19 protein-coding genes are annotated in these 17,757 nt (G+C 72.4%); 9 read left to right on the plus strand and 10 right to left on the minus strand.

All coding sequences use genetic code 11. From position 1 onward, the window contains the following. From ACWEN3_RS04455 to ACWEN3_RS04480, 6 genes are all read left to right on the plus strand, one after another. Nucleotides 1-510 (plus strand): bifunctional ornithine acetyltransferase/N-acetylglutamate synthase (locus ACWEN3_RS04455; protein WP_452965520.1); only part of this gene is annotated, 510 nt, incomplete at its 5' end. After that, nucleotides 507-1,427 (plus strand): acetylglutamate kinase, encoded by a 921-nt coding sequence (gene argB, locus ACWEN3_RS04460; protein ID WP_452965523.1) that lies wholly within the window; start codon nucleotides 507-509, stop codon nucleotides 1,425-1,427. The genes ACWEN3_RS04455 and argB, both read left to right, overlap by 4 nt. Continuing rightward, nucleotides 1,424-2,617, plus strand: coding sequence for an acetylornithine transaminase (locus ACWEN3_RS04465; protein WP_452965526.1), 1,194 nt, complete (start codon nucleotides 1,424-1,426; stop codon nucleotides 2,615-2,617). Before argB ends, ACWEN3_RS04465 begins: the two co-directional genes overlap by 4 nt. 7 nt (nucleotides 2,618-2,624) lie before the next feature. Beyond that, nucleotides 2,625-3,170 (plus strand): arginine repressor, encoded by a 546-nt coding sequence (locus tag ACWEN3_RS04470; protein ID WP_452965528.1) that lies wholly within the window; start codon nucleotides 2,625-2,627, stop codon nucleotides 3,168-3,170. 97 nt (nucleotides 3,171-3,267) lie between these two features. Beyond that, the gene (locus tag ACWEN3_RS04475) at nucleotides 3,268-3,855 is read left to right on the plus strand and encodes an RNA polymerase sigma factor (RefSeq protein ID WP_452965531.1); all 588 of its coding nucleotides are present in this window, start codon (nucleotides 3,268-3,270) and stop codon (nucleotides 3,853-3,855) included. Beyond that, nucleotides 3,845-4,639, plus strand: a complete 795-nt coding sequence (locus ACWEN3_RS04480; RefSeq protein ID WP_452965534.1) for a hypothetical protein — start codon at nucleotides 3,845-3,847, stop codon at nucleotides 4,637-4,639. Before ACWEN3_RS04475 ends, ACWEN3_RS04480 begins: the two co-directional genes overlap by 11 nt. Nucleotides 4,640-4,658: 19 nt before the next feature. Here ACWEN3_RS04480 and ACWEN3_RS04485 read toward each other — a convergent pair whose 3' ends face one another. The 8 genes from ACWEN3_RS04485 to ACWEN3_RS04520 form a co-directional block, all read right to left on the minus strand. After that, nucleotides 4,659-5,510, minus strand: coding sequence for a serine/threonine-protein kinase (locus ACWEN3_RS04485; protein WP_452965537.1), 852 nt, complete (start codon nucleotides 5,508-5,510; stop codon nucleotides 4,659-4,661). Then, nucleotides 5,507-7,321: an ABC transporter ATP-binding protein gene (locus tag ACWEN3_RS04490; RefSeq protein WP_452965538.1), complete on the minus strand. Its 1,815-nt coding sequence runs from the start codon at nucleotides 7,319-7,321 to the stop codon at nucleotides 5,507-5,509. Before ACWEN3_RS04490 ends, ACWEN3_RS04485 begins: the two co-directional genes overlap by 4 nt. Before the next feature lie 74 nt (nucleotides 7,322-7,395). After that, a complete protein-coding gene (locus tag ACWEN3_RS04495; RefSeq protein WP_452965540.1) occupies nucleotides 7,396-7,602 on the minus strand; it encodes a hypothetical protein in 207 nt (68 codons plus the stop codon). An 83-nt stretch (nucleotides 7,603-7,685) separates the two neighbouring features. Further along, a complete protein-coding gene (locus tag ACWEN3_RS04500) occupies nucleotides 7,686-8,426 on the minus strand; it encodes an FAD:protein FMN transferase (RefSeq protein ID WP_452965616.1) in 741 nt (246 codons plus the stop codon). A 52-nt stretch (nucleotides 8,427-8,478) separates the two neighbouring features. Further along, a complete protein-coding gene (locus ACWEN3_RS04505) occupies nucleotides 8,479-9,276 on the minus strand; it encodes an FMN-binding protein (protein WP_452965543.1) in 798 nt (265 codons plus the stop codon). A 17-nt stretch (nucleotides 9,277-9,293) separates the two neighbouring features. Next, nucleotides 9,294-10,676, minus strand: coding sequence for a ferredoxin reductase family protein (locus tag ACWEN3_RS04510; RefSeq protein WP_452965546.1), 1,383 nt, complete (start codon nucleotides 10,674-10,676; stop codon nucleotides 9,294-9,296). 59 nt (nucleotides 10,677-10,735) lie between these two features. Further along, complete coding sequence (locus ACWEN3_RS04515; protein ID WP_452965549.1) at nucleotides 10,736-11,272, minus strand: FMN-binding protein; 537 nt, start codon at nucleotides 11,270-11,272, stop codon at nucleotides 10,736-10,738. Nucleotides 11,273-11,282: 10 nt separating this feature from the next. Next, nucleotides 11,283-12,635: a ferredoxin reductase family protein gene (locus tag ACWEN3_RS04520; RefSeq protein ID WP_452965552.1), complete on the minus strand. Its 1,353-nt coding sequence runs from the start codon at nucleotides 12,633-12,635 to the stop codon at nucleotides 11,283-11,285. Nucleotides 12,636-12,831: 196 nt separating this feature from the next. Here ACWEN3_RS04520 and ACWEN3_RS04525 point away from each other — a divergent pair, with 196 nt between their 5' ends. Beyond that, nucleotides 12,832-13,572, plus strand: coding sequence for a response regulator transcription factor (locus ACWEN3_RS04525; RefSeq protein ID WP_452965554.1), 741 nt, complete (start codon nucleotides 12,832-12,834; stop codon nucleotides 13,570-13,572). A 5-nt stretch (nucleotides 13,573-13,577) separates the two neighbouring features. Then, nucleotides 13,578-15,032 carry a sensor histidine kinase gene (locus tag ACWEN3_RS04530; RefSeq protein WP_452965619.1) on the plus strand — a complete coding sequence of 485 codons (1,455 nt, stop codon included), beginning with the start codon at nucleotides 13,578-13,580 and terminating at the stop codon, nucleotides 15,030-15,032. A gap of 16 nt (nucleotides 15,033-15,048) precedes the next feature. Here the strand turns inward: ACWEN3_RS04530 and ACWEN3_RS04535 are convergent, their stop codons facing one another. Both ACWEN3_RS04535 and ACWEN3_RS04540 read right to left on the minus strand, forming a co-directional pair. Continuing rightward, entirely contained in the window at nucleotides 15,049-15,753 is a 705-nt protein-coding gene (locus ACWEN3_RS04535) for a L,D-transpeptidase family protein (RefSeq protein WP_452965557.1), read from the minus strand. A 3-nt stretch (nucleotides 15,754-15,756) separates the two neighbouring features. Further along, entirely contained in the window at nucleotides 15,757-16,344 is a 588-nt protein-coding gene (locus ACWEN3_RS04540) for a pyridoxamine 5'-phosphate oxidase family protein (protein ID WP_452965559.1), read from the minus strand. 150 nt (nucleotides 16,345-16,494) lie between these two features. Here ACWEN3_RS04540 and ACWEN3_RS04545 point away from each other — a divergent pair, with 150 nt between their 5' ends. Next, the gene (locus tag ACWEN3_RS04545) at nucleotides 16,495-17,688 is read left to right on the plus strand and encodes an argininosuccinate synthase (protein ID WP_452965562.1); all 1,194 of its coding nucleotides are present in this window, start codon (nucleotides 16,495-16,497) and stop codon (nucleotides 17,686-17,688) included. The last annotated feature ends 69 nt before the right edge of the window (nucleotides 17,689-17,757 follow it).

Raw genomic sequence — 17,757 nt, forward strand, 5'->3', positions numbered from 1 at the left:
CCGAGCACGAGCAGGATCAGCGCACCGGAGATGATGGCGTCGCGCTGGGTGGCGCCCCCGCGGTACGAGGAGTTCGCCGGGGCCGTGCGCGCCGTCTGCGACGACCTCGGGCAGCAGCTCATCCGGGACGCCGAGGGCGCCAGCAAGGACATCAAGGTCGAGGTGGTCAACGCGGCGACCGAGGAGGACGCCGTCGAGGTGGGCCGCTCCATCGCCCGCAACAACCTCCTCAAGTGCGCGATCCACGGCGAGGACCCCAACTGGGGGCGGGTCCTGTCCGCGATCGGCACCACGCGGGCCGCCTTCGAGCCGGACCAGCTCAACGTCGCCATCAACGGTGTCTGGGTGTGCAAGAACGGCGGTGTCGGCGAGGACCGCGAGCTGGTCGACATGCGCTACCGCGAGGTGCACATCGTCGCCGATCTCGCCGCCGGCTCCGAGACCGCGACGATCTGGACCAACGACCTGACCGCCGACTACGTCCACGAGAACAGCGCCTACTCCTCATGAGCACAGGAACGACTCGTAAGCACACCGCCCTGCCCAAGGCGCAGATCCTCATCGAGGCGCTGCCCTGGCTGACCCGGCACCACGGCAAGGTCGTCGTCATCAAGTTCGGCGGCAACGCCATGGTGGACGAGGACCTGAAGGCGGCCTTCGCCCAGGACGTCGTCTTCCTGCGGCACGCCGGACTCAAGCCGGTCGTCGTGCACGGCGGCGGCCCGCAGATCAGCGCCGCCCTCGACCGGCACGGCATCGTCAGCGAGTTCAAGGCGGGCCTGCGCGTCACCACCGAGGACGCCATGGACGTCGTACGGATGGTGCTGGCCGGGCAGGTCCAGCGCGAGCTGGTCGGCCTGCTCAACCAGCACGGCCCGCTCGCGGTCGGCCTCACCGGCGAGGACGCGCACACCATCACCGCCACCAAGCACCAGCCCGAGATCGACGGCGAACGGGTCGACATCGGGCGGGTCGGCGAGATCACCGCGATCGACACGGGCGCGATCGAGGCCCTGCTCGCCGACGGCCGCATCCCGGTCGTCTCCTCCATCGCCCGTAGTCAGGACGACGGACATGTCTACAACGTCAATGCTGATACGGCGGCTGCGGCACTCGCTGCGGCACTGGGGGCCGAGACCCTCATGGTCCTCACCGACGTCGAGGGCCTCTATGAGGACTGGCCGAACTCCGACGAGGTGATCAGCCGGCTCACCGCTTCCCAGCTGGAGAAGCTGCTGCCGGAGCTCAGCTCCGGGATGGTGCCGAAGATGGAGGGCTGTCTGCACGCCGTGCGCAACGGAGTGCACACCGCGCGTGTCATCGACGGCCGGGTCCAGCACTCCATCCTGCTGGAGATCTTCACCGACGAGGGCATCGGCACGATGGTCGTGCCCGACGAGAAGCCGGACGGACAGGGGGCGGCATGAGCAACGAGGAACTGACCGCGCGGTGGCAGGGCGCGCTCATGAACAACTACGGCACCCCGCGGCTGCCGCTGGTGCGCGGTGAGGGCATGACGCTCTGGGACGCCGAGGGCCGCTCCTACCTCGACTTCGTGGGCGGCATCGCCACCAACGCCCTCGGCCACGCCCACCCGGCGATCGTGGAGGCCGTCACCCGGCAGATCGGCTCCCTCGGCCATGTCTCCAACCTCTTCATGGCCGAGCCGACCATCGCCCTCGCCGAGCGGCTGCTCCAGCTCTTCGGCCGCGAGGGCAGGGTGTTCTTCTGCAACTCCGGCGCCGAGGCCAACGAGGCCGCCTTCAAGATCGGCCGGCTGACCGGCCGGACGCACATGGTCGCCACCGACGGCGGCTTCCACGGCCGGACGATGGGCGCCCTCGCGCTCACCGGGCAGCCCGCCAAGCAGGAACCGTTCCGGCCGCTGCCCGGCGACGTCACCCACGTGCCCTACGGTGACGCCCAGGCGCTGGCCGCGGCGGTCACCGAGGAGACGGCGCTGGTCGTCATCGAGCCGATCCAGGGCGAGAACGGGGTCGTGGTGCCCCCGGCTGGCTACCTCAAGGCCGCCCGCGCCATCACCGCCGCCACCGGCGCCCTGCTGGTCCTCGACGAGGTGCAGACCGGCATCGGCCGCACCGGGACCTGGTTCGAGTACCAGGCCCACGAGGGCGTGCTGCCCGACGTCGTCACCCTCGCCAAGCAGCTCGGCGGCGGTCTGCCGCTCGGCGCCACCGTGGCCTTCGGCCGCGCCGCCGACCTGCTCCGGCCGGGCCAGCACGGCACGACCTTCGGCGGCAACCCGGTCGCCTGCGCCGCCGGCCTCGCCGTGCTCGACACCATCGCCGGCGAGGGCCTGCTGGAGAACGTCAAGCGCCAGGGCGAGAAGCTGCGCGCCGGGATCGAGGCACTGAACCACCCGCTGGTCGACCATGTCCGGGGCGCGGGCCTGCTCCTCGGTATCGTGCTCACCGGGCCGTGCGCGCCGCAGGCGCAGCAGGCGGCCCAGGAGGCCGGGTTCCTGGTGAACGCGCCCGCCCCCGACGTCGTACGGCTCATGCCGCCGCTGAACCTGCGGGACGCCGAGGCGGGTGCCTTCCTCGAGGCGCTGCCGGGCATCCTCGACGCCAGCGGGGACGGACGATCCGGAGAATGAGACGACGATGAGCCAGGCGCAGGAACAAGACCAGCTGAACGGTGCCGGGCCCGCCGTACCGCAGACCCGCACCGCACGGCACCGCCGGATCGTGGACATCCTCAACCGGGAGCCGGTGCGCTCGCAGAGCCAGCTGGCGAAGCTGCTCGCCGACGACGGGCTGAGCGTCACCCAGGCGACGCTCTCCCGGGACCTCGACGAGCTGAACGCCGTGAAGATCCGCAACAACGACGGCGACCTGATCTACGCGGTGCCGAGCGAGGGCGGCTTCCGCACGCCCCGTGCCCCGCTGGGGGAGTCGGCCAAGGAGGAGCGGATGCGGCGCCTGTCCCAGGAGCTGCTGATCTCCGCGGAGGCCTCGGCCAACCTGGTCGTGCTGCGCACCCCGCCCGGGGCCGCCCAGTTCCTCGCCTCGGCCATCGACCAGGCAGAACTGCACGACATCCTCGGGACCATCGCCGGCGACGACACGCTGCTGCTGATCAGCCGGGATCCGAGCGGGGGACAGGCGCTGGCGGACCATCTGCTGCGGCTCGCGCAGAACGGGCACTGACCGGCATGCGAGGCCCGGCCCGGCGGCGGAGAATGGGAATGTGATCTTCCGCGAGGGGCGGGCAATCTCCTGGCGGCCGTCGGCCGTATACAGAAGTGTGTCGGGTCTGCGTTCCCCAGTGGGCCGGCTCCCGGACGAGGCTCTGCTGTCCGGACTGGCCACCGGAGATCCGGAACTGGCCGTCGTCTTCGTGCGGAGGTTCCAGCATCGGGTCTTCGGCGTCGCGATGGCCGTCACCGGGGACCGGCAGCTCGCCGAGGACGTCGCCCAGCAGACGTTCGAACGCGCCTGGCGGCATGCGCAGATATACGACTCGCGGCGTGGCTCGGTCACCACCTGGCTGACCACGATCGCGCACAACCTCGCCATCGACGCCGTGCGTGCACGGCGTACGGAGCCCGTGGCGCCCGAGGATCTCGATGGCCTCATCGGTGTCGTCACCGAGACCCCCGAGCAGTGGGCGCTGGCCGACGAGGCCTCCGCACAGCTCCGGGCCGCCGTGGCACGGCTGCCACGGGAACAGGCCCGGGCCCTCATGATGGCGGGCATCTACGGAATGACGGCCCAGCAGGTGGCCGACATGGAGCAGATCCCGCTCGGCACCGCCAAGACACGGATCAGGGCGGCCATGACGAAACTGCGCACCACACTGGCGGCTCCGAACCGAGGCGACCATGTCCAGTGACGCGAACTGCGAGAAGCTGAGGGAGATCGGCGCCGAGCTGGCGCTGGGCGTGCTGCCCGGCCGCGAGCGGGCGGACGCCGTCGCCCACCTGGACGGGTGCGCGGACTGCCGGGAGTCCGTTCGGCAGCTGACCCTGGTCGGCGACCGGTTGATCGGCCTGCTGCCGGAGGCTGAGCCGCCGCTCGGGTTCGAGACCCGGGTGGCGCGCAGCCTGACCCAGCAGGCGACGGCGCCGGAGGGACGCAGGTCCGCGTACGGCCGGGGTCCGGCGCTCCTGGGGCTGCGCGGCCGTGCGCGCCGGGCCAGGGTGCGCCTCGCGTCGGTGGCGGCCGCCCTCGCGGTCGCGGCGGGGTTCGCCGGCTGGGGGATCGGCAACGCCGTCGAGTCGGTCACCGCCTCGGCCCCGGCCGCCGTGGAGTCCGAGCCCATGCTGGTCGGGGACATGACCTCGACAGCGCTCGGCGGGCGGGCCGTCGGCGAGGTCTACGCCCACCCCGGCAGCCCCGGCTGGATCTTCGTGACCGTCGACGCGAGCCGGCACGGCTCCGCGTACAGCGGCACGGTCACCTGCCTTCTCGATCGCCGGGACGGTACGAGCGTCCGCGTCGGCGACTTCGCCGTGCGCAACGGACGCGGCCACTGGGGTGCCACCACCGCCCTCGACGCGACCGGGGTCTCCGGCGCCCGTCTGACCTCTGCCGACGGCACCGTCCTGGCCAGGGCCCATCTGCAGACGGCCCGGGTGCTGACCCGGCAGGCGCACCTGCTGATCCGGGAGGTGTGAGACCTCTCGGCGGCCGGCGTCAGCCGGGCAGTGTCCTCCTGAGGGCGGCGGCCAGTGCGGCGACCGTGGGCCGGGACGACGGGTCGGCCCGCAGACAGGAGTCGACCGCGGCGGCGAGAGCGGGCGGCAGGCGCCGCCGGGACGCCACCGGCGGGGCGGCGGCCTCCAACTGCGGATACCGGTCGTGCACGCCGTCCCCGCTCATGCGGACGTTCGCCTCCGACGCCGTCCTCGGGCGGCCGAACGGCGGCTCACCGCAGGCCACTTCGAACAGCGTGACACCGATGCCCCACACGTCGGCGGCGGCCGTGAGCGGTCCGCCCCGGGCCTGCTCCGGCGAGAGGTAGCCGTATGTGCCGAGGCCCGCGGGCGCGGGTCCCGGAGGCCTGGCGACACTCAGGTCCAGCACCTTGGCGTGGCCGCGGTCCACCACCACGTTGGACGGCTTGAGATCCAGGTGGAGCACGCCCCGGCCGTGGAGGTAGTGGACCGCCGAACACAACTGAACCCCGAGCAGCGCCACATCGGCCGCGGCCGGCCGCCGGCGCAACCGGTGCACGAGGTGGGACAGGGTCTCACCGGTCAGCGTCTCCAGGACGACCAGCGGCTCGGGCGACTCGAACGCCTCGTAGCCGCGGACCAGGTGCGGATGGGCGAACTCCCGCAGCCACCGCCCCTCGCGCAGCAGCCGCCGGCCCAGCCGCTCCTCGCCCCTGCGGTCCGGGCGCACCACCTTGACCACACAGCGGCAGTCCCGTTCCTCGCTCCAGGCGTCGTGGATGTCCAGCCAGCCGGTGCGCGTCAGATGCGCCAGGATCTCGTATCCCGGCGCGGGTCTCGCGCCCGGTGCCAGGGGCTCCGCGCCGCTCATGACAGCACCGCGCCCGCGCTGAGCCGGTGCAGCCGCGCGTACGCCCCGTCGCGCCCCAGCAGTTCGCCGTGCGCGCCGTCCTCCACGACCCGGCCGCGGTCGAGCACCACGATGCGGGTGGCGTCGCGGACCGTCAGCAGATTGTGGGAGATGACGACGGTGGTCCGCCCGGCCATGAGCCGGCGCAGCGGGTCCATGATCCGCCGGCCCGACCGGACGTCGAGCCCGGTGGTCGGCTCGTCCAGCAGCAGCACGGGCGCGTCCCTGATCATCGCGCGGGCGATCGCCAGGCGCTGGCACTGCCCGCCGGACAGGGTCCGGCCGCGCTGGCCGACCAGCGTGTCGTAACCGTCCGGGAGCCGCTCGATGAACTCGTGGGCGTCCGCGGCACGCGCCGCCGCGACGATGTCCGCGTCCGGCGCCTCCGGCCGGCCGTAGGCGATGTTCTCCCGCACGGTGCCGTGGAAGACGAGGGTCTCCTGGAGCACCACCGCGACGCTCTCCCGTACGTCGGACAGGCGCAGGTCCCGCAGATCGGTGCCGTCGAGCAGGACCGCTCCCCGCTCGGGGTCGTAGAAGCGCAACTGGAGCTTGGCGACCGTCGACTTGCCGGCCCCGCTCGCCCCGACCAGCGCCAGCGTCTCCCCGGGCGCCACCCGGAACGACACGTCCGACAGGGCCCAGGAGGAGGTGTCGGGGTAGCGGAACCAGACGCCGTCGAACTCCACCGCCCCGCGCGCCCGCCCGATCCGGCGGGCGCCCGGGGCCTCGGTGACCTGCGGCCGCTGGTCCAGCAGCTCGATGATCCGCTCGGCCGAGGCGGAGGCCGCGTACAGGGTGGTGCCGAGCCTGGACAGCCCGTGCACCGGCCCGTAGAGCTTGCCGATCAGGGCCAGGAAGACCAGCATCCCGCCCAGGGTGAGCTGCCCCTGGCTCAGCTTCCAGGTGCCCAGGCACAGCACCGCGATGCCGCCGGCCACCTCGATGAACTCGACGAGCGGGCTGTAGACGGCCCTGATCCGCGCCGAGGCCATCACCGCCCGGAACCTGCCGAGGCTCTCCCGCTCGAACCGGCGCTCCTCCCAGCCCTGCCGGTTGTACGCCTGCACCAGCGCGACGTTGCCCAGGACCTCCTCGGTGATCGCGCTGAGCGAGCCGCTGCGCCGCCTGCGTTCCCGCGACGCCTCCTTGATCAGCCGCGAGAAGTGCCGGGCGGCGCCCCAGAACAGCGGCACGATGACCAGCGCGAGGAGGGTCAGGTCCCAGCTCAGGTAGAAGAGGAGGCTGAGGAAGACGCCCAGGCTGATCACGTAGTACAGGGCGTCGGCCACGCCCGAGAGCAGGAACGTCTCCACCGCGTCGACGTCGCCCGTGACGCGGGACAGCACGTCCCCGAGCCGCCGGCGCTCGAAGAAGCCGAGCGACAGCCCCTGGACGTGCCGGAAGACGTCGGCGCGCAGGGAGAGCAGGAAGCGCTCGCCGACCCAGGTGGAGGTCACGTCGTCGGCGAACCGCAGGGCGCCGGAGCAGACGATGAGCCCCAGATAGGCCGGTGCGATCCACAGGAAGGGGCGCACGTCCCGGGGGACGAGCACGTCGTCGACGACGGTCTTGAACAGCCACAGCTCGGCGGCGTCGACGGCCGGGCCGGCCAGGCTGAAGAAGAGGAGGGGGACGAGCCAGCGGCGGCCGCCCCGGGTGTAGGGCCAGAACCGCCGGAACGCCTCGCGCGGCGGGACCACGGGAGCGGCCGCGACGACGGCGTCGGTGGTCTCGCCCACCGACAGCAGACGACGCAGGACATGCACCATGGGCCGCGTTCTTCGGGGATCGGCGGAGCGGACCGGTTCCTCCGGTTTCCGGTCCGCTCAGCCTGCCTGGTCGATCAGTAGCCGCCGTGGCCGTTGCGGTCACCGTTGCGGTCGCCGTGGCGGTCGCCGTGGCCGTGATCGCCGAAGTCGCCGTGGTCGCGACCGCCGAAGTCACCGTGGTCGCGACCGCCGTGGTCGTGGCCGTGTCCATGCCCCGAGGACTCGTCGCCGCGGCCGTGGTCCCGGTGCATGGCGGGCATGAGACTGCTGAAGATAGCCATAGCATTCCTCCCGAAACTTGCTGCACAGGAGATACGTCTCAGCACGGGTCTCGGATGCCTGTTTCGCGAAGAAAATGTAATTTTCATCCAAGTCGTGCGGCCAGACCCCCGGTGCACCGCACCTCGTCCCCGGCCGTGATCAGCAGGGCCTCCACCCCGGGCAGCGACTCCAGCCACGCCAGCCCGGCCCGCGAGCCCATCGCGAACGCGGCCGTGGCCCAGCAGTCCACCCAGGTCAGCCGGGGTCCCACCACCGTCACCGAGACCAGGTCCGTGACGGCCGGCCGGCCCGTGCGCGGATCCACGATGTGCGCACCCCGCTCGGCCGTGCCGGACGTGGCGACGGACAGCTCGGCCACCCCCGCCGTCGAGATCACCGCCGCGAGCCCGCCGGGGCGCAGCGGGTCGGACACGCCCACGCGCCACGGCCGCTGCGGCTCCGGGGTGCCGAGCAGCTGCACGTCCCCGCCGCCGTTCACGCTGACCCCGCACACCCCGGGCACCGCCGCCAGCAGCCGGGCCGCCCGCTCGGCGGACCAGCCCTTGACGATGCCGGTGGGATCGAGCGAGCCCTGGTACCGGGTGCTGAACCAGCCGTCGCTCACCCGCTCCGCCTCGGCCGCGAGGTCGAGCATCTCGGCCACCTCGGGAGCGCACCGGTCGACGGTCAGCTCTCCCCGGGCCAGCCGGGACACCTCGCTGTCCTCGCGGTAGGTGCTGAACAGCGCGTCCACCCGGTGCAGTCCGGCGACGGCCTCGGCGAGCGCCGCCCGTACCGCACGGGGTTCCCCGCCGCGGACGTCGATGGAGAAGACGGTCCCCATGACCTCCTCCGCGTGACGCACCGCGGCGGGAGCCTCGGCCTCGGCCACCGGGTCAGCCACCGGCCTGGTCCAGGGCCGACTGCAGCGACTGCCGGTAGCCGGTGCTGGTGTAGGTGGCGCCGGAGACGGCGTCGATCTTCGCGTTGCCGGCCACCACGGCCTCCTGGTTGAGCTTGGGGACGGCCATGGCCGTCTTCTGGTCGCTGAGTCCGCCCTTGGGCGCCTGGACCGCCTGTGCCTGGGTGATCTTCCTGTTGCTGACGGTGATGCGCACCTGCACCGGACCGTACTGGGTCTGCGCCACCTTTCCGGTGATCGTACGCGCCTGGGCGGCCCCCGAGGACGCCGAGGAGCCGGAGGACGACGACGATCCGGCGGACGCGGACTTCATCCTGTCCAGCGCCGACTGCAGCGACTTCTTGTACCCGGCGCTCGTGTACGTCGCCCCGGACACCGAGTCGATCCGCGCGCTCTGCGCCGCCACGGCCTCCTGGTTGAGCTTGGGGACGGCCATGGCCGTCTTCTGGTCGCTGAGTCCGCCCTTGGGCGCCTGGACCGCATGTGCCTGGGTGATCTTCCCCTTGCTGACGGAGATCCGTACCTGCACCGTCCCGTACTGGGTCTGCGTCGCGTCGCCGGTCACCGTGCCGGAGCCGGCGGAGGCCTGGGCGCCGCCCAGCTGGCCGCCCTGCGGCGACTCCTGTCCCGCCGCCGTCTGCTGCGGTGCGGCGCCCGCCGCCGACGCGGCCGCCGGATCCGACGCGGGCTTCAGCGACAGCATCAGCACGACACCGGACACGGTCGCCGCGGTGGCCAGTACGACCCGCCGAATGGGGTGGCTCTTCCTCATCTGTCCCTTGCTCCCGCTCACATCTCGAACGACTCGTGATGGATGCGGCGGGCGGGAACCCCCGCGCCGCGCAGTGCCTCGTACACCGACTGCGCGAACCCGGGGGGGCCGCACATGAAGACGTCGTGCCGGTCGATGTCCGGGATCTTCCGCTCGAGGTTCTCCGCGGAGATGTCCGGACGCTCGCCGTCGGGGCTGTTCACCGCGTACATCAGCCGGGCGCCCCGCTCGTCGGCGATCTTCGCCAGCTCGTCCCACAGGGCCAGGTCCTGCGTGGTGTTGGCCCGGTAGAGGAGGGTGATGTCCCCGGCCGCCCCGGGCAGCGTCTCGAACAGCGCGCGCATCGGGGTGATGCCGACCCCGCCCGCGACCAGCAGCACCTTGCCCCGGCTGCGGCGCTGCGCGGTGAGCGCGCCGTACGGGCCCTCGGCCCACACCCGGGTGCCGGGCGTCAGCTCGCGCAGCCGGGCGCTGTGGTCGCCGATCGCCTTCACCGTGATCCGCAGCATGTCCGGGCGGGGCGCGGCCGACAGGGAGTACGGGTGCGAGCTGAAGCGCATCCCCGGGGCCAGGAACCGCCAGCGGAAGAACTGGCCGGCCTCCGCGCCCATCCGGTGCAGCCGCCGCCCGCCGATCAGCACCGACACGATGCCGGGCGTCTCCTCGATGACCGCCTCGACATGCATCCGGTGACGGAGGTTCAGCCGGATGGGGGTGAGGATCCGGTACCAGACCACCAGCGCGGTGACCACGCCGTACAGGCCGTACCAGAAGGTCTTGGCGGCGGGCTCCACCGCGAAGTCGTTGCCGGTGGTGATCTGGTGCCAGAACGTCAGGAACACCGCCGCGTACGTCATCAGATGGACGTGGTACCAGGTGTCGTACGGCAGCCGGCGGCGAAACACGCCGATCGACGTCAGCCCGATGAGCACGAACAGACCGGTGCCGATGGCCGCCTTGCCCACGTCGGGCAGCTGGTTGATGGAGTCGATGGTCTGCTGGACGATGTCGGCGAGCGACTTGCCGGCCTGCCGCGCGTACCCCCACATGGTGAGGAAGACGTGCGCCACGATCAGGCAGAGCGTGTACCGGCCGCTCATCGCGTGCCAGCGGGCCACCCGGTCAGAGCCGACCCGCCGCTCCAGCGCCGGCACGCGCGCCATCTGGAGCACGACCAGCGCCATCAGATAGCCGGCCAACAGGCCGGTGATCCGGCCCGCGTTGAGGATCCTGCTGGTGTCGTCGGAGACCGCCGGCGTGTTGTGCCACCAGAGCCACAGCACGGCCGCCGCGCCCGCCCACACGGCGAGCAGCAGCGGAACGGCCGGGCTGCGGCGCGGGCGGATGCGGCGCATCGTCTGTCGGCGGGCGGCACGTCCGCCTGCGAGCGTGGTGGTCACGGTTCCTCCGTGGGGACTTGACCGTCGGCCCACTGGTACGTGCCGCGTGCGCCGTGTGTTCAGAGGCCCGCGGAGTCCAGTGCGGACTGGAGCGACTGCTTGTAACCGGTGCTGGTGTACGAGGCGCCGGACACCATGTCGATGTTCGCGCTCTGCGCGGCCAGCGCCTCGCGCCGCAGCTGCGGCAGCGCGTAGCTGTTGATCTCCTGGTCGCGCGGATTGTCCTGCGGATACTGAATCGGCGTCACCTCGGTGAGCCTGCCGCTCTTGATCGTCACCCGTACCTGGACCGGCCCCCAGCGGGTCTGGACGGTCTCACCGGTGACGGTCTTGGAGACGCTGGAGCCGGAGCCCCCGGACGAGCTGCCCGACGACCCGCTCGACGAGCCGCCGGACGACCCGCTCGACGACCCGCCGGACGAGCCGGACTGGGCCGGCGCGCTCGCGCTGCTGCGCGGCGCGGGGGCGGAGGCGCCGACGGCGAGCCCGGGGCTCGTGTGCGGCTTCAGCGACAGCAGCAGCACCATCCCGGAGACGGTGGCGGCACTGGCCAGCACGATCCGGCGGAGCGGTCGGTTCTTCTTCAACGCGTGCACTTCTGCGGCCTCACAGCTCGAACGACTCGTGGTGGATATTGCGGTCCGGAACCCCGGCCGCCCGCAGTGCCTCGTACACGTCCCGCGCGAAGCCGTGCGGCCCGCATATGTAGACGTCGTGGCCGCGCAGCCCGGGGAAGGTCGCCCGCAGGGACTGCGCGGAGATGTCCGGGCGCTCGCCCTGCGGCCCGTTCAGCGCGTACAGCACCCGGCCGCCGCGCCAGCGGGCGATCGCCTCCAGCTCGCCGCCCAGCGCCAGGTCCTCGGCGGAGCGCGCCCGGTACAGCAGGGTGGCCTCGCCGGGCAGCGTCTCGAACAGCGCCCGCAGCGGGGTGACGCCGACGCCGGCCGCGATCAGCAGCGAGTGGTGGCTGGTGGCCCGGTCGGCGGTCATGGAGCCGTACGGGCCCTCCGCCCACACCCGGGTGCCGGGCCGGAGCAGGGACACGGCCGCGCTGTGGTCGCCGAGCGCCTTCACCGTGATGCGCATCAGGTCCGGGCGCGGCGGCGCCGACAGGGAGTACGGCGTGGACGTCCAGCCCATGCCCTCGCCGAGGAACCGCCAGCGGAAGAACTGGCCCGGCCGCGCCCCCAGCTCGTCCAGGTGCCGCCCGCGGACGACGACCGAGTACACACCCGGCGCCTCCTGGTGGACCGAGTCCACGCGCAGCCGGTGGCGCCGGTTGAGCCGGACCGGGGCGAGGATCCGGAACCACACCACCAGCGCCGCGACCCCCAGGTACAGCGCGTACCAGACGGCGGTGGCGACCGGCTTGCCGTTGAACTCCTCGCCCAGCGCCAGCTGGTGGAAGAAGGCCAGGAAGACGGCCGCGTAGGTGAGCAGGTGGACGTAGTACCAGAACTCGTAGCTGGTACGGCGGCGGGCGGCCCGTATCGAGGTGACGCCGACCGCGAACAGGATCACCGTGCCGGCGGTGGCCATCAGCATGTCCGGGTAGTCCAGCACCACGGTGACCGCCTCGTGCCACAGCGAGGCCCGGTCCTGGGCGGCGTACCCGGCGAGGATCAGCGCGACATGGGCGACGAGCAGGCAGATCGTGTACCGGCCGGCCATCGCGTGCCAGCGGGCCACCCGGTCCGAGCCCACCCGGGTCTCCAGCAGCGGCACCCGGGCCATCAGGCCGACCAGCACCGCGCAGGCGTACCCGCACAGCAGCCCGGCGATCCGCCCGGCCCCGGTCAGCCAGCCCGCCGTGCCGACCACGGACCCGGTGTCCGCCCACCAGAGCGCGACCACGGCCGCCGCCCCCGCCCACAGCACGGCCAGCACGGGCCCCGCGGGGGAACGCCGTGCGGTCCCCGGCAGGGGCGGGGCCGTCCGCCTCGTATCCACGGTGGTCATCAGAGCCGTTCCCTTCGTCCGTCAGCCATGCCACTGTGCGGGCCGAAGTTCTGAGGGACCTCTGAAAGGGCCTCTCCACAGGGGTCTCGGAGCGGTTTCTCAGAGAGATCTCAGACACCCGCCCGGCCACTCAGAGGAAACTCAGAGGGGGCGGGGCGGCCGGTCGCCCCGCACAGGAGCGATGCTGGTAGGCGCGATGAACACGACCCGTTCCGGCCGCCCGGCCCTCACCCGCCCCGACGGCACCCCGCTGCGCGTCCTCGTCGTCGACGACGACCCCGACCTCGCGGAGGTGCTCACCGGCGCCCTGCGCTACGAGGGCTGGGAGGTGCGCGCCGCCGGCGACGGCGCCGCCGCGCTCGCCGCCGCGCGCGAGCTGCTGCCCGACGCCGTCATCCTGGACGTGATGCTCCCGGACACCGACGGCTTCGCCGTGCTGCGCCGTCTGCACGAGGCGAAGCCCGACGTGTGCGTGCTCTTCCTCACAGCTCGGGACGCGGTCGAGGACCGCATCGCGGGCATCACGGCGGGCGGCGACGACTACGTCACCAAGCCCTTCAGCCTGGAGGAGGTCGTCGCCCGGCTGCGCGGACTGCTGCGCCGCGCCGGCATGGCCCGCCAGCAGGAGGACGGCCCGCGGCTGGTCGTGGGCGACCTGGTGATGGACGAGGAGGCCCGCGAGGTGACCCGGGCCGGTGAGCTGGTCGAGCTCTCACCCACCGAGTTCGAGCTGCTCCGCTTCCTCATGCGCAACCCGCGCCGCGTCCTCAGCAAGGCGCAGATCCTCGACCGGGTCTGGTCCTACGACTTCGGCGGCCGGGCCCACGTGGTCGAGCTGTACATCTCCTACCTGCGCAAGAAGATCGACGCGGGCCGCACGCCGATGATCCACACCGTGCGCGGGGCCGGCTACGTGCTGAAACCGGTGACCGGGTGAACCGCCTGCGGGGCCTGCCCCGCCCCCGCACCCTGCGCGCCCGGCTCACCTTCGGCCTGGTGGTCCTGCTGGCCGTGAGCTGCGCCGCCGTGGGACTGGCCGCCGTCGTCGAGCTGAACGGATTCCTCACCCAGCGGCTGGACGAACAGGTCGCCCAGGTCGGCACCCGGTTCCCGGAGAGCCTGGAGCACAACGGGCTGGTGCGCAACGACCGCGACGGCGACGAGTACGGCGACACCCGCCGGATGGCCACCGGCACCTTCGGCGCCCGCCTGCTGGGCGGCGCCGTCACCAACAAGGGCCTCATCCGCTCCGGCGACCCCGCCGCGGACCTGAACGTGGCCCTGCGCGCGCAGGACGCCCGGCGGCTGGCCCGGGTACCGGCCGACGGCCGCCCGCACACTGTCGCGCTCTCCGCCCTCGGCGACTACCGGGTCGTCGCCTCCGCCGGCCGGGACGGCGACGTGCTGCTCGTCGGCCTCCCGCTGGAGCCGGTCGAGGCCACGGTCCACCGGCTGGAACTGGTCGCCGGGGTCGTCTTCGGGCTGGCGCTCGTGATCACCGGCGTGGCGGGCGCCCTCTGGGTCCGCTGGTCCCTGCGCCCCCTCAGCCGGGTCACCGCGACCGCCGCCCGGGTCAGCGAGCTCCCGCTCGCCAGCGGCGAGGTCGCGCTGCCCCCGCGTGCCCCCGACGCCGACCCGCACAGCGAGGTCGGCCAGGTCGCCGCGGCCCTCAACCGCATGCTCGGCCATGTCGAGGGCGCGCTGACCAAGCGGCACGCCAGCGAGGAGCGGCTGCGCCGCTTCGCCGCCGACGCCAGCCACGAGCTGCGCACCCCGGTCGCCTCGGTCCGCGGCCACGCCGAACTGGCCCTGCTGCACCCGGGCCCGGTGCCGCCGGAGGTCACCCGGGCCCTGGAGCGCATCGCCGCGGAGTCCTCCCGGATGGGCCTGATGGTCGACGACCTGCTGCTGCTGGCGCGCCTCGACGCCGGCCGCCCGCTGGAACGACGTCCGGTCGACCTGACCCGTCTGGTCCTGGACTCGGTCACCGACGCCCGGGCCGCCGGCCCCGAGCACCGCTGGACCCTGGACCTCCCGGAGGACCCGGTCACGGTGACGGGGGACGCCCACCGGCTGCACCAGGTGGTGGCCAACCTGCTGGCCAACGCGCGCCTGCACACACCCCCGGGCACGAAGGTCACGGTGACGCTGGAGAGCGCCGACGGCACGGCCCTCCTCCGTGTCCACGACGACGGCCCCGGTGTCCCCGAGGACGTCCGCCCCGGCGTCTTCGAACGCTTCACCCGGGCCGAGCACCGCCGCCGCCCCGACGCCTCCGCCACCGGGGCGGGCCTCGGCCTGTCGATCGTCGCGGCCGTGGTGGAGGCGCACGGGGGCGATGTGGCACTGGAGAGCAGGCCGGGGGACACGGCCTTCACGGTGCGGTTGCCCGCCTGACGGACGGCCGACGGGCTCAGTACCGGGTGACGGCCGTGGCGCCGCCGTCCGTGCCGATGGCGATGTGCGGCTTCCTGGCGGGGTCCGCCCACCGCAGGAGCTGCCGCATGGCGTCCTCGGGCACGGAGACACACCCGGCGGTGGCTCCGCGCCCGTTCACATGGAGGAAGATCCCGGCGCCGCGCCCCCGCACCGGCCGGTCGTAGTTGAAGCCGATGACGAGGCCGTACGCGTACTGGGCGCTGTAAGTGATCAGATGCTCGGACTCGGCGGCACGGCAGTCGGCCGCGAGGGGGTCGGTCCAGCGGTTGTACGCCGTCGAGTCGTTGTCCTGGCACCACCAGGAACCCTCCCGCACGGGCCGGTACGCGACCCTGGTCCCGTCCGGTGCCGCCTTGATCCCGAAGGCGAACGGAAGGCCGTACAGCCCGGTCGGAGTGGTGTTCGTGCCCTGCTTGCGCGAGCCGCCCTCGACGAGACCGCTCGCCCCGAAGCGGGCCGGGGCGGACCCGGCCCGCGCCCACTGCCCGTCCCGCAGGTCCCACCAGGTGAGCGTGCCCGACGTCGAGCCGGTGCCCGGGGCCTGAGCGGTGATCAGCTGACTGCCCCCGCCCGTGTCCGCCATCCGCGCGGGCAGCGGCTTCGGACCTGCGGCCGGCGCGGACCCGAGCAGGCCGAGGGAGGAGGTGGCGACGAGGGCGAGGACCACGGCGGGGCGCATGGCTCAGACGCTAGACGGCGGCAGCGGCAACGGCAGCCCGGGTAGTCCGTCCAGGCTCGTCGCGATGTGCTCCTTCTTCTCGAAGTACGTGCTCAGCGAGGCGTCGTCCTCGCGCGCGAAGCGCTTTCGGTGCAGGTCGCGGTCCTCCTCGTACGCCATGAAGGGGATGGCGTAGCCGCAGGTGTCGCGCACGAGTTCGGCGCGTACGACGATGACCGCCCGCAGTCCGTGGGCGGCCGGGTCGATGTCCGGGAAGTGGGTGAGCAGGCGGGGGAAGCGCGGGTCGTCGCGGAAGACCGGCTCGCCCCGGCCGTGCACGCGCACGATGTTCGGCGGGCCCTGGAAGGCGCACCACATCAGGGTGATCCGTCCGTTCTCCCGCAGATGGGCGATGGTCTCCGCGTTGGAGCCGGCGAAGTCCAGGTAGGCGACGGTGAGTTCGTCGAGCACCGCCCAGGAGCCCTTGAGACCCTTGGGGGAGAGGTTGACCGTGCCGTCGCCGGAGAGCGGGGCGGTCGCGGTGAAGAAGAGGGGCTGCTCCTCGATGAACGTGCGGAGCCTGCCGTCGATGCGCTCATAGGTCTTTCCCATGTCCAACGACTATCGCCGGAACTCGTTCGCCTGTCTAACGATTTCCCGGTTTCCCCCACCTTTCACGGCACCCCCGCCGGGGAGATTGACGAATCATGCAGAGTTCTGCATACTCATGCATGTCAGCGAATGCACTGTGAGGAGAAACCCGTGACCGAGCGCGTCGTACTCGCCTACTCAGGCGGTCTGGACACCTCCGTCGCCATCGGCTGGATCGCCGAGGAGACGGGCGCCGAGGTCATCGCCGTTGCGGTCGACGTCGGCCAGGGCGGCGAGGACCTGGACGTCATCCGCAAGCGCGCGCTCGCCTGCGGTGCCGTCGAGGCCGAGGTCGCCGACGCCAAGGACGAGTTCGCCGACGAGTACTGCCTCCCGGCGATCAAGGCCAACGCCCTCTACATGGACCGCTACCCGCTGGTCTCCGCCCTCTCCCGGCCGACGATCGTCAAGCACCTCGTCGCCGCCGCCGAGAAGCACGGCGCCACCACCGTCGCCCACGGCTGCACCGGCAAGGGCAACGACCAGGTCCGCTTCGAGGCCGGCATCGTCGCCCTCGCCCCCGACCTGAAGTGCATCGCCCCGGTCCGCGACTACGCGATGACCCGGGACAAGGCCATCGCCTTCTGCGAGGCGAAGCAGCTCCCGATCGCCACCACCAAGAAGTCCCCGTACTCCATCGACCAGAACGTCTTCGGGCGCGCCGTCGAGACGGGCTTCCTGGAGGACATCTGGAACGCCCCGATCGAGGACATCTACGAGTACACCTCCAACCCCGCCACCCCGCGCGAGGCCGACGAGGTGATCGTCACCTTCAAGGAGGGCGTCCCGGTCGGCATCGACGGCAGGCCCGTCACCGTCCTGCAGGCCATCCAGCAGCTCAACGAGCGCGCCGGCGCCCAGGGCATCGGCCGGATCGACATGGTCGAGGACCGCCTCGTCGGCATCAAGTCCCGCGAGGTGTACGAGGCCCCCGGCGCGATCGCCCTGATCACCGCCCACCAGGAGCTGGAGAACGTCACCGTCGAGCGCGAGCTGGCCCGCTACAAGCGCCAGGTCGAGCAGCGCTGGGGCGAGCTGGTCTACGACGGCCAGTGGTTCTCCCCGCTCAAGCGCGCCCTGGACGGCTTCATCGACGAGGCCAACCAGTACGTCTCCGGCGACGTCCGGATGACCCTGCACGGCGGCCGCGCGGTCGTCACCGGCCGGCGCTCGGAGTCGTCCCTGTACGACTTCAACCTCGCCACCTACGACACCGGCGACACCTTCGACCAGGCCGCGGCCAAGGGCTTCATCGACATCTACAGCCTGTCGTCGAAGATCGCCGCCAAGCGGGACCTGGCGTAACCCCGACGGGTCACACGCGCGGGTCCACCTCACACGCATCCGCCTGACAGCCGCCTCCCCGCCTGGAAG

It is taken from the genome of Streptomyces sp. NPDC004561 (assembly GCF_053602155.1).

Bases quoted from the DNA above. Each gene is read 5' to 3' on its own strand.
- argB (WP_452965523.1), top strand. From the start codon at position 507: ATGAGCACAGGAACGACTCGTAAGCACACCGCCCTGCCCAAGGCGCAG.
- ACWEN3_RS04485 (WP_452965537.1), bottom strand. From the start codon at position 5,510: ATGAGCGGCGCGGAGCCCCTGGCACCGGGCGCGAGACCCGCGCCGGGA.
- ACWEN3_RS04465 (WP_452965526.1), top strand. From the start codon at position 1,424: ATGAGCAACGAGGAACTGACCGCGCGGTGGCAGGGCGCGCTCATGAAC.
- ACWEN3_RS04505 (WP_452965543.1), bottom strand. From the start codon at position 9,276: ATGAGGAAGAGCCACCCCATTCGGCGGGTCGTACTGGCCACCGCGGCG.
- ACWEN3_RS04525 (WP_452965554.1), top strand. From the start codon at position 12,832: ATGAACACGACCCGTTCCGGCCGCCCGGCCCTCACCCGCCCCGACGGC.
- ACWEN3_RS04500 (WP_452965616.1), bottom strand. From the start codon at position 8,426: ATGGGGACCGTCTTCTCCATCGACGTCCGCGGCGGGGAACCCCGTGCG.
- ACWEN3_RS04470 (WP_452965528.1), top strand. From the start codon at position 2,625: ATGAGCCAGGCGCAGGAACAAGACCAGCTGAACGGTGCCGGGCCCGCC.
- ACWEN3_RS04480 (WP_452965534.1), top strand. From the start codon at position 3,845: ATGTCCAGTGACGCGAACTGCGAGAAGCTGAGGGAGATCGGCGCCGAG.
- ACWEN3_RS04490 (WP_452965538.1), bottom strand. From the start codon at position 7,321: ATGGTGCATGTCCTGCGTCGTCTGCTGTCGGTGGGCGAGACCACCGAC.
- ACWEN3_RS04520 (WP_452965552.1), bottom strand. From the start codon at position 12,635: ATGACCACCGTGGATACGAGGCGGACGGCCCCGCCCCTGCCGGGGACC.
- ACWEN3_RS04540 (WP_452965559.1), bottom strand. From the start codon at position 16,344: ATGGGAAAGACCTATGAGCGCATCGACGGCAGGCTCCGCACGTTCATC.
- ACWEN3_RS04535 (WP_452965557.1), bottom strand. From the start codon at position 15,753: ATGCGCCCCGCCGTGGTCCTCGCCCTCGTCGCCACCTCCTCCCTCGGC.
- ACWEN3_RS04495 (WP_452965540.1), bottom strand. From the start codon at position 7,602: ATGGCTATCTTCAGCAGTCTCATGCCCGCCATGCACCGGGACCACGGC.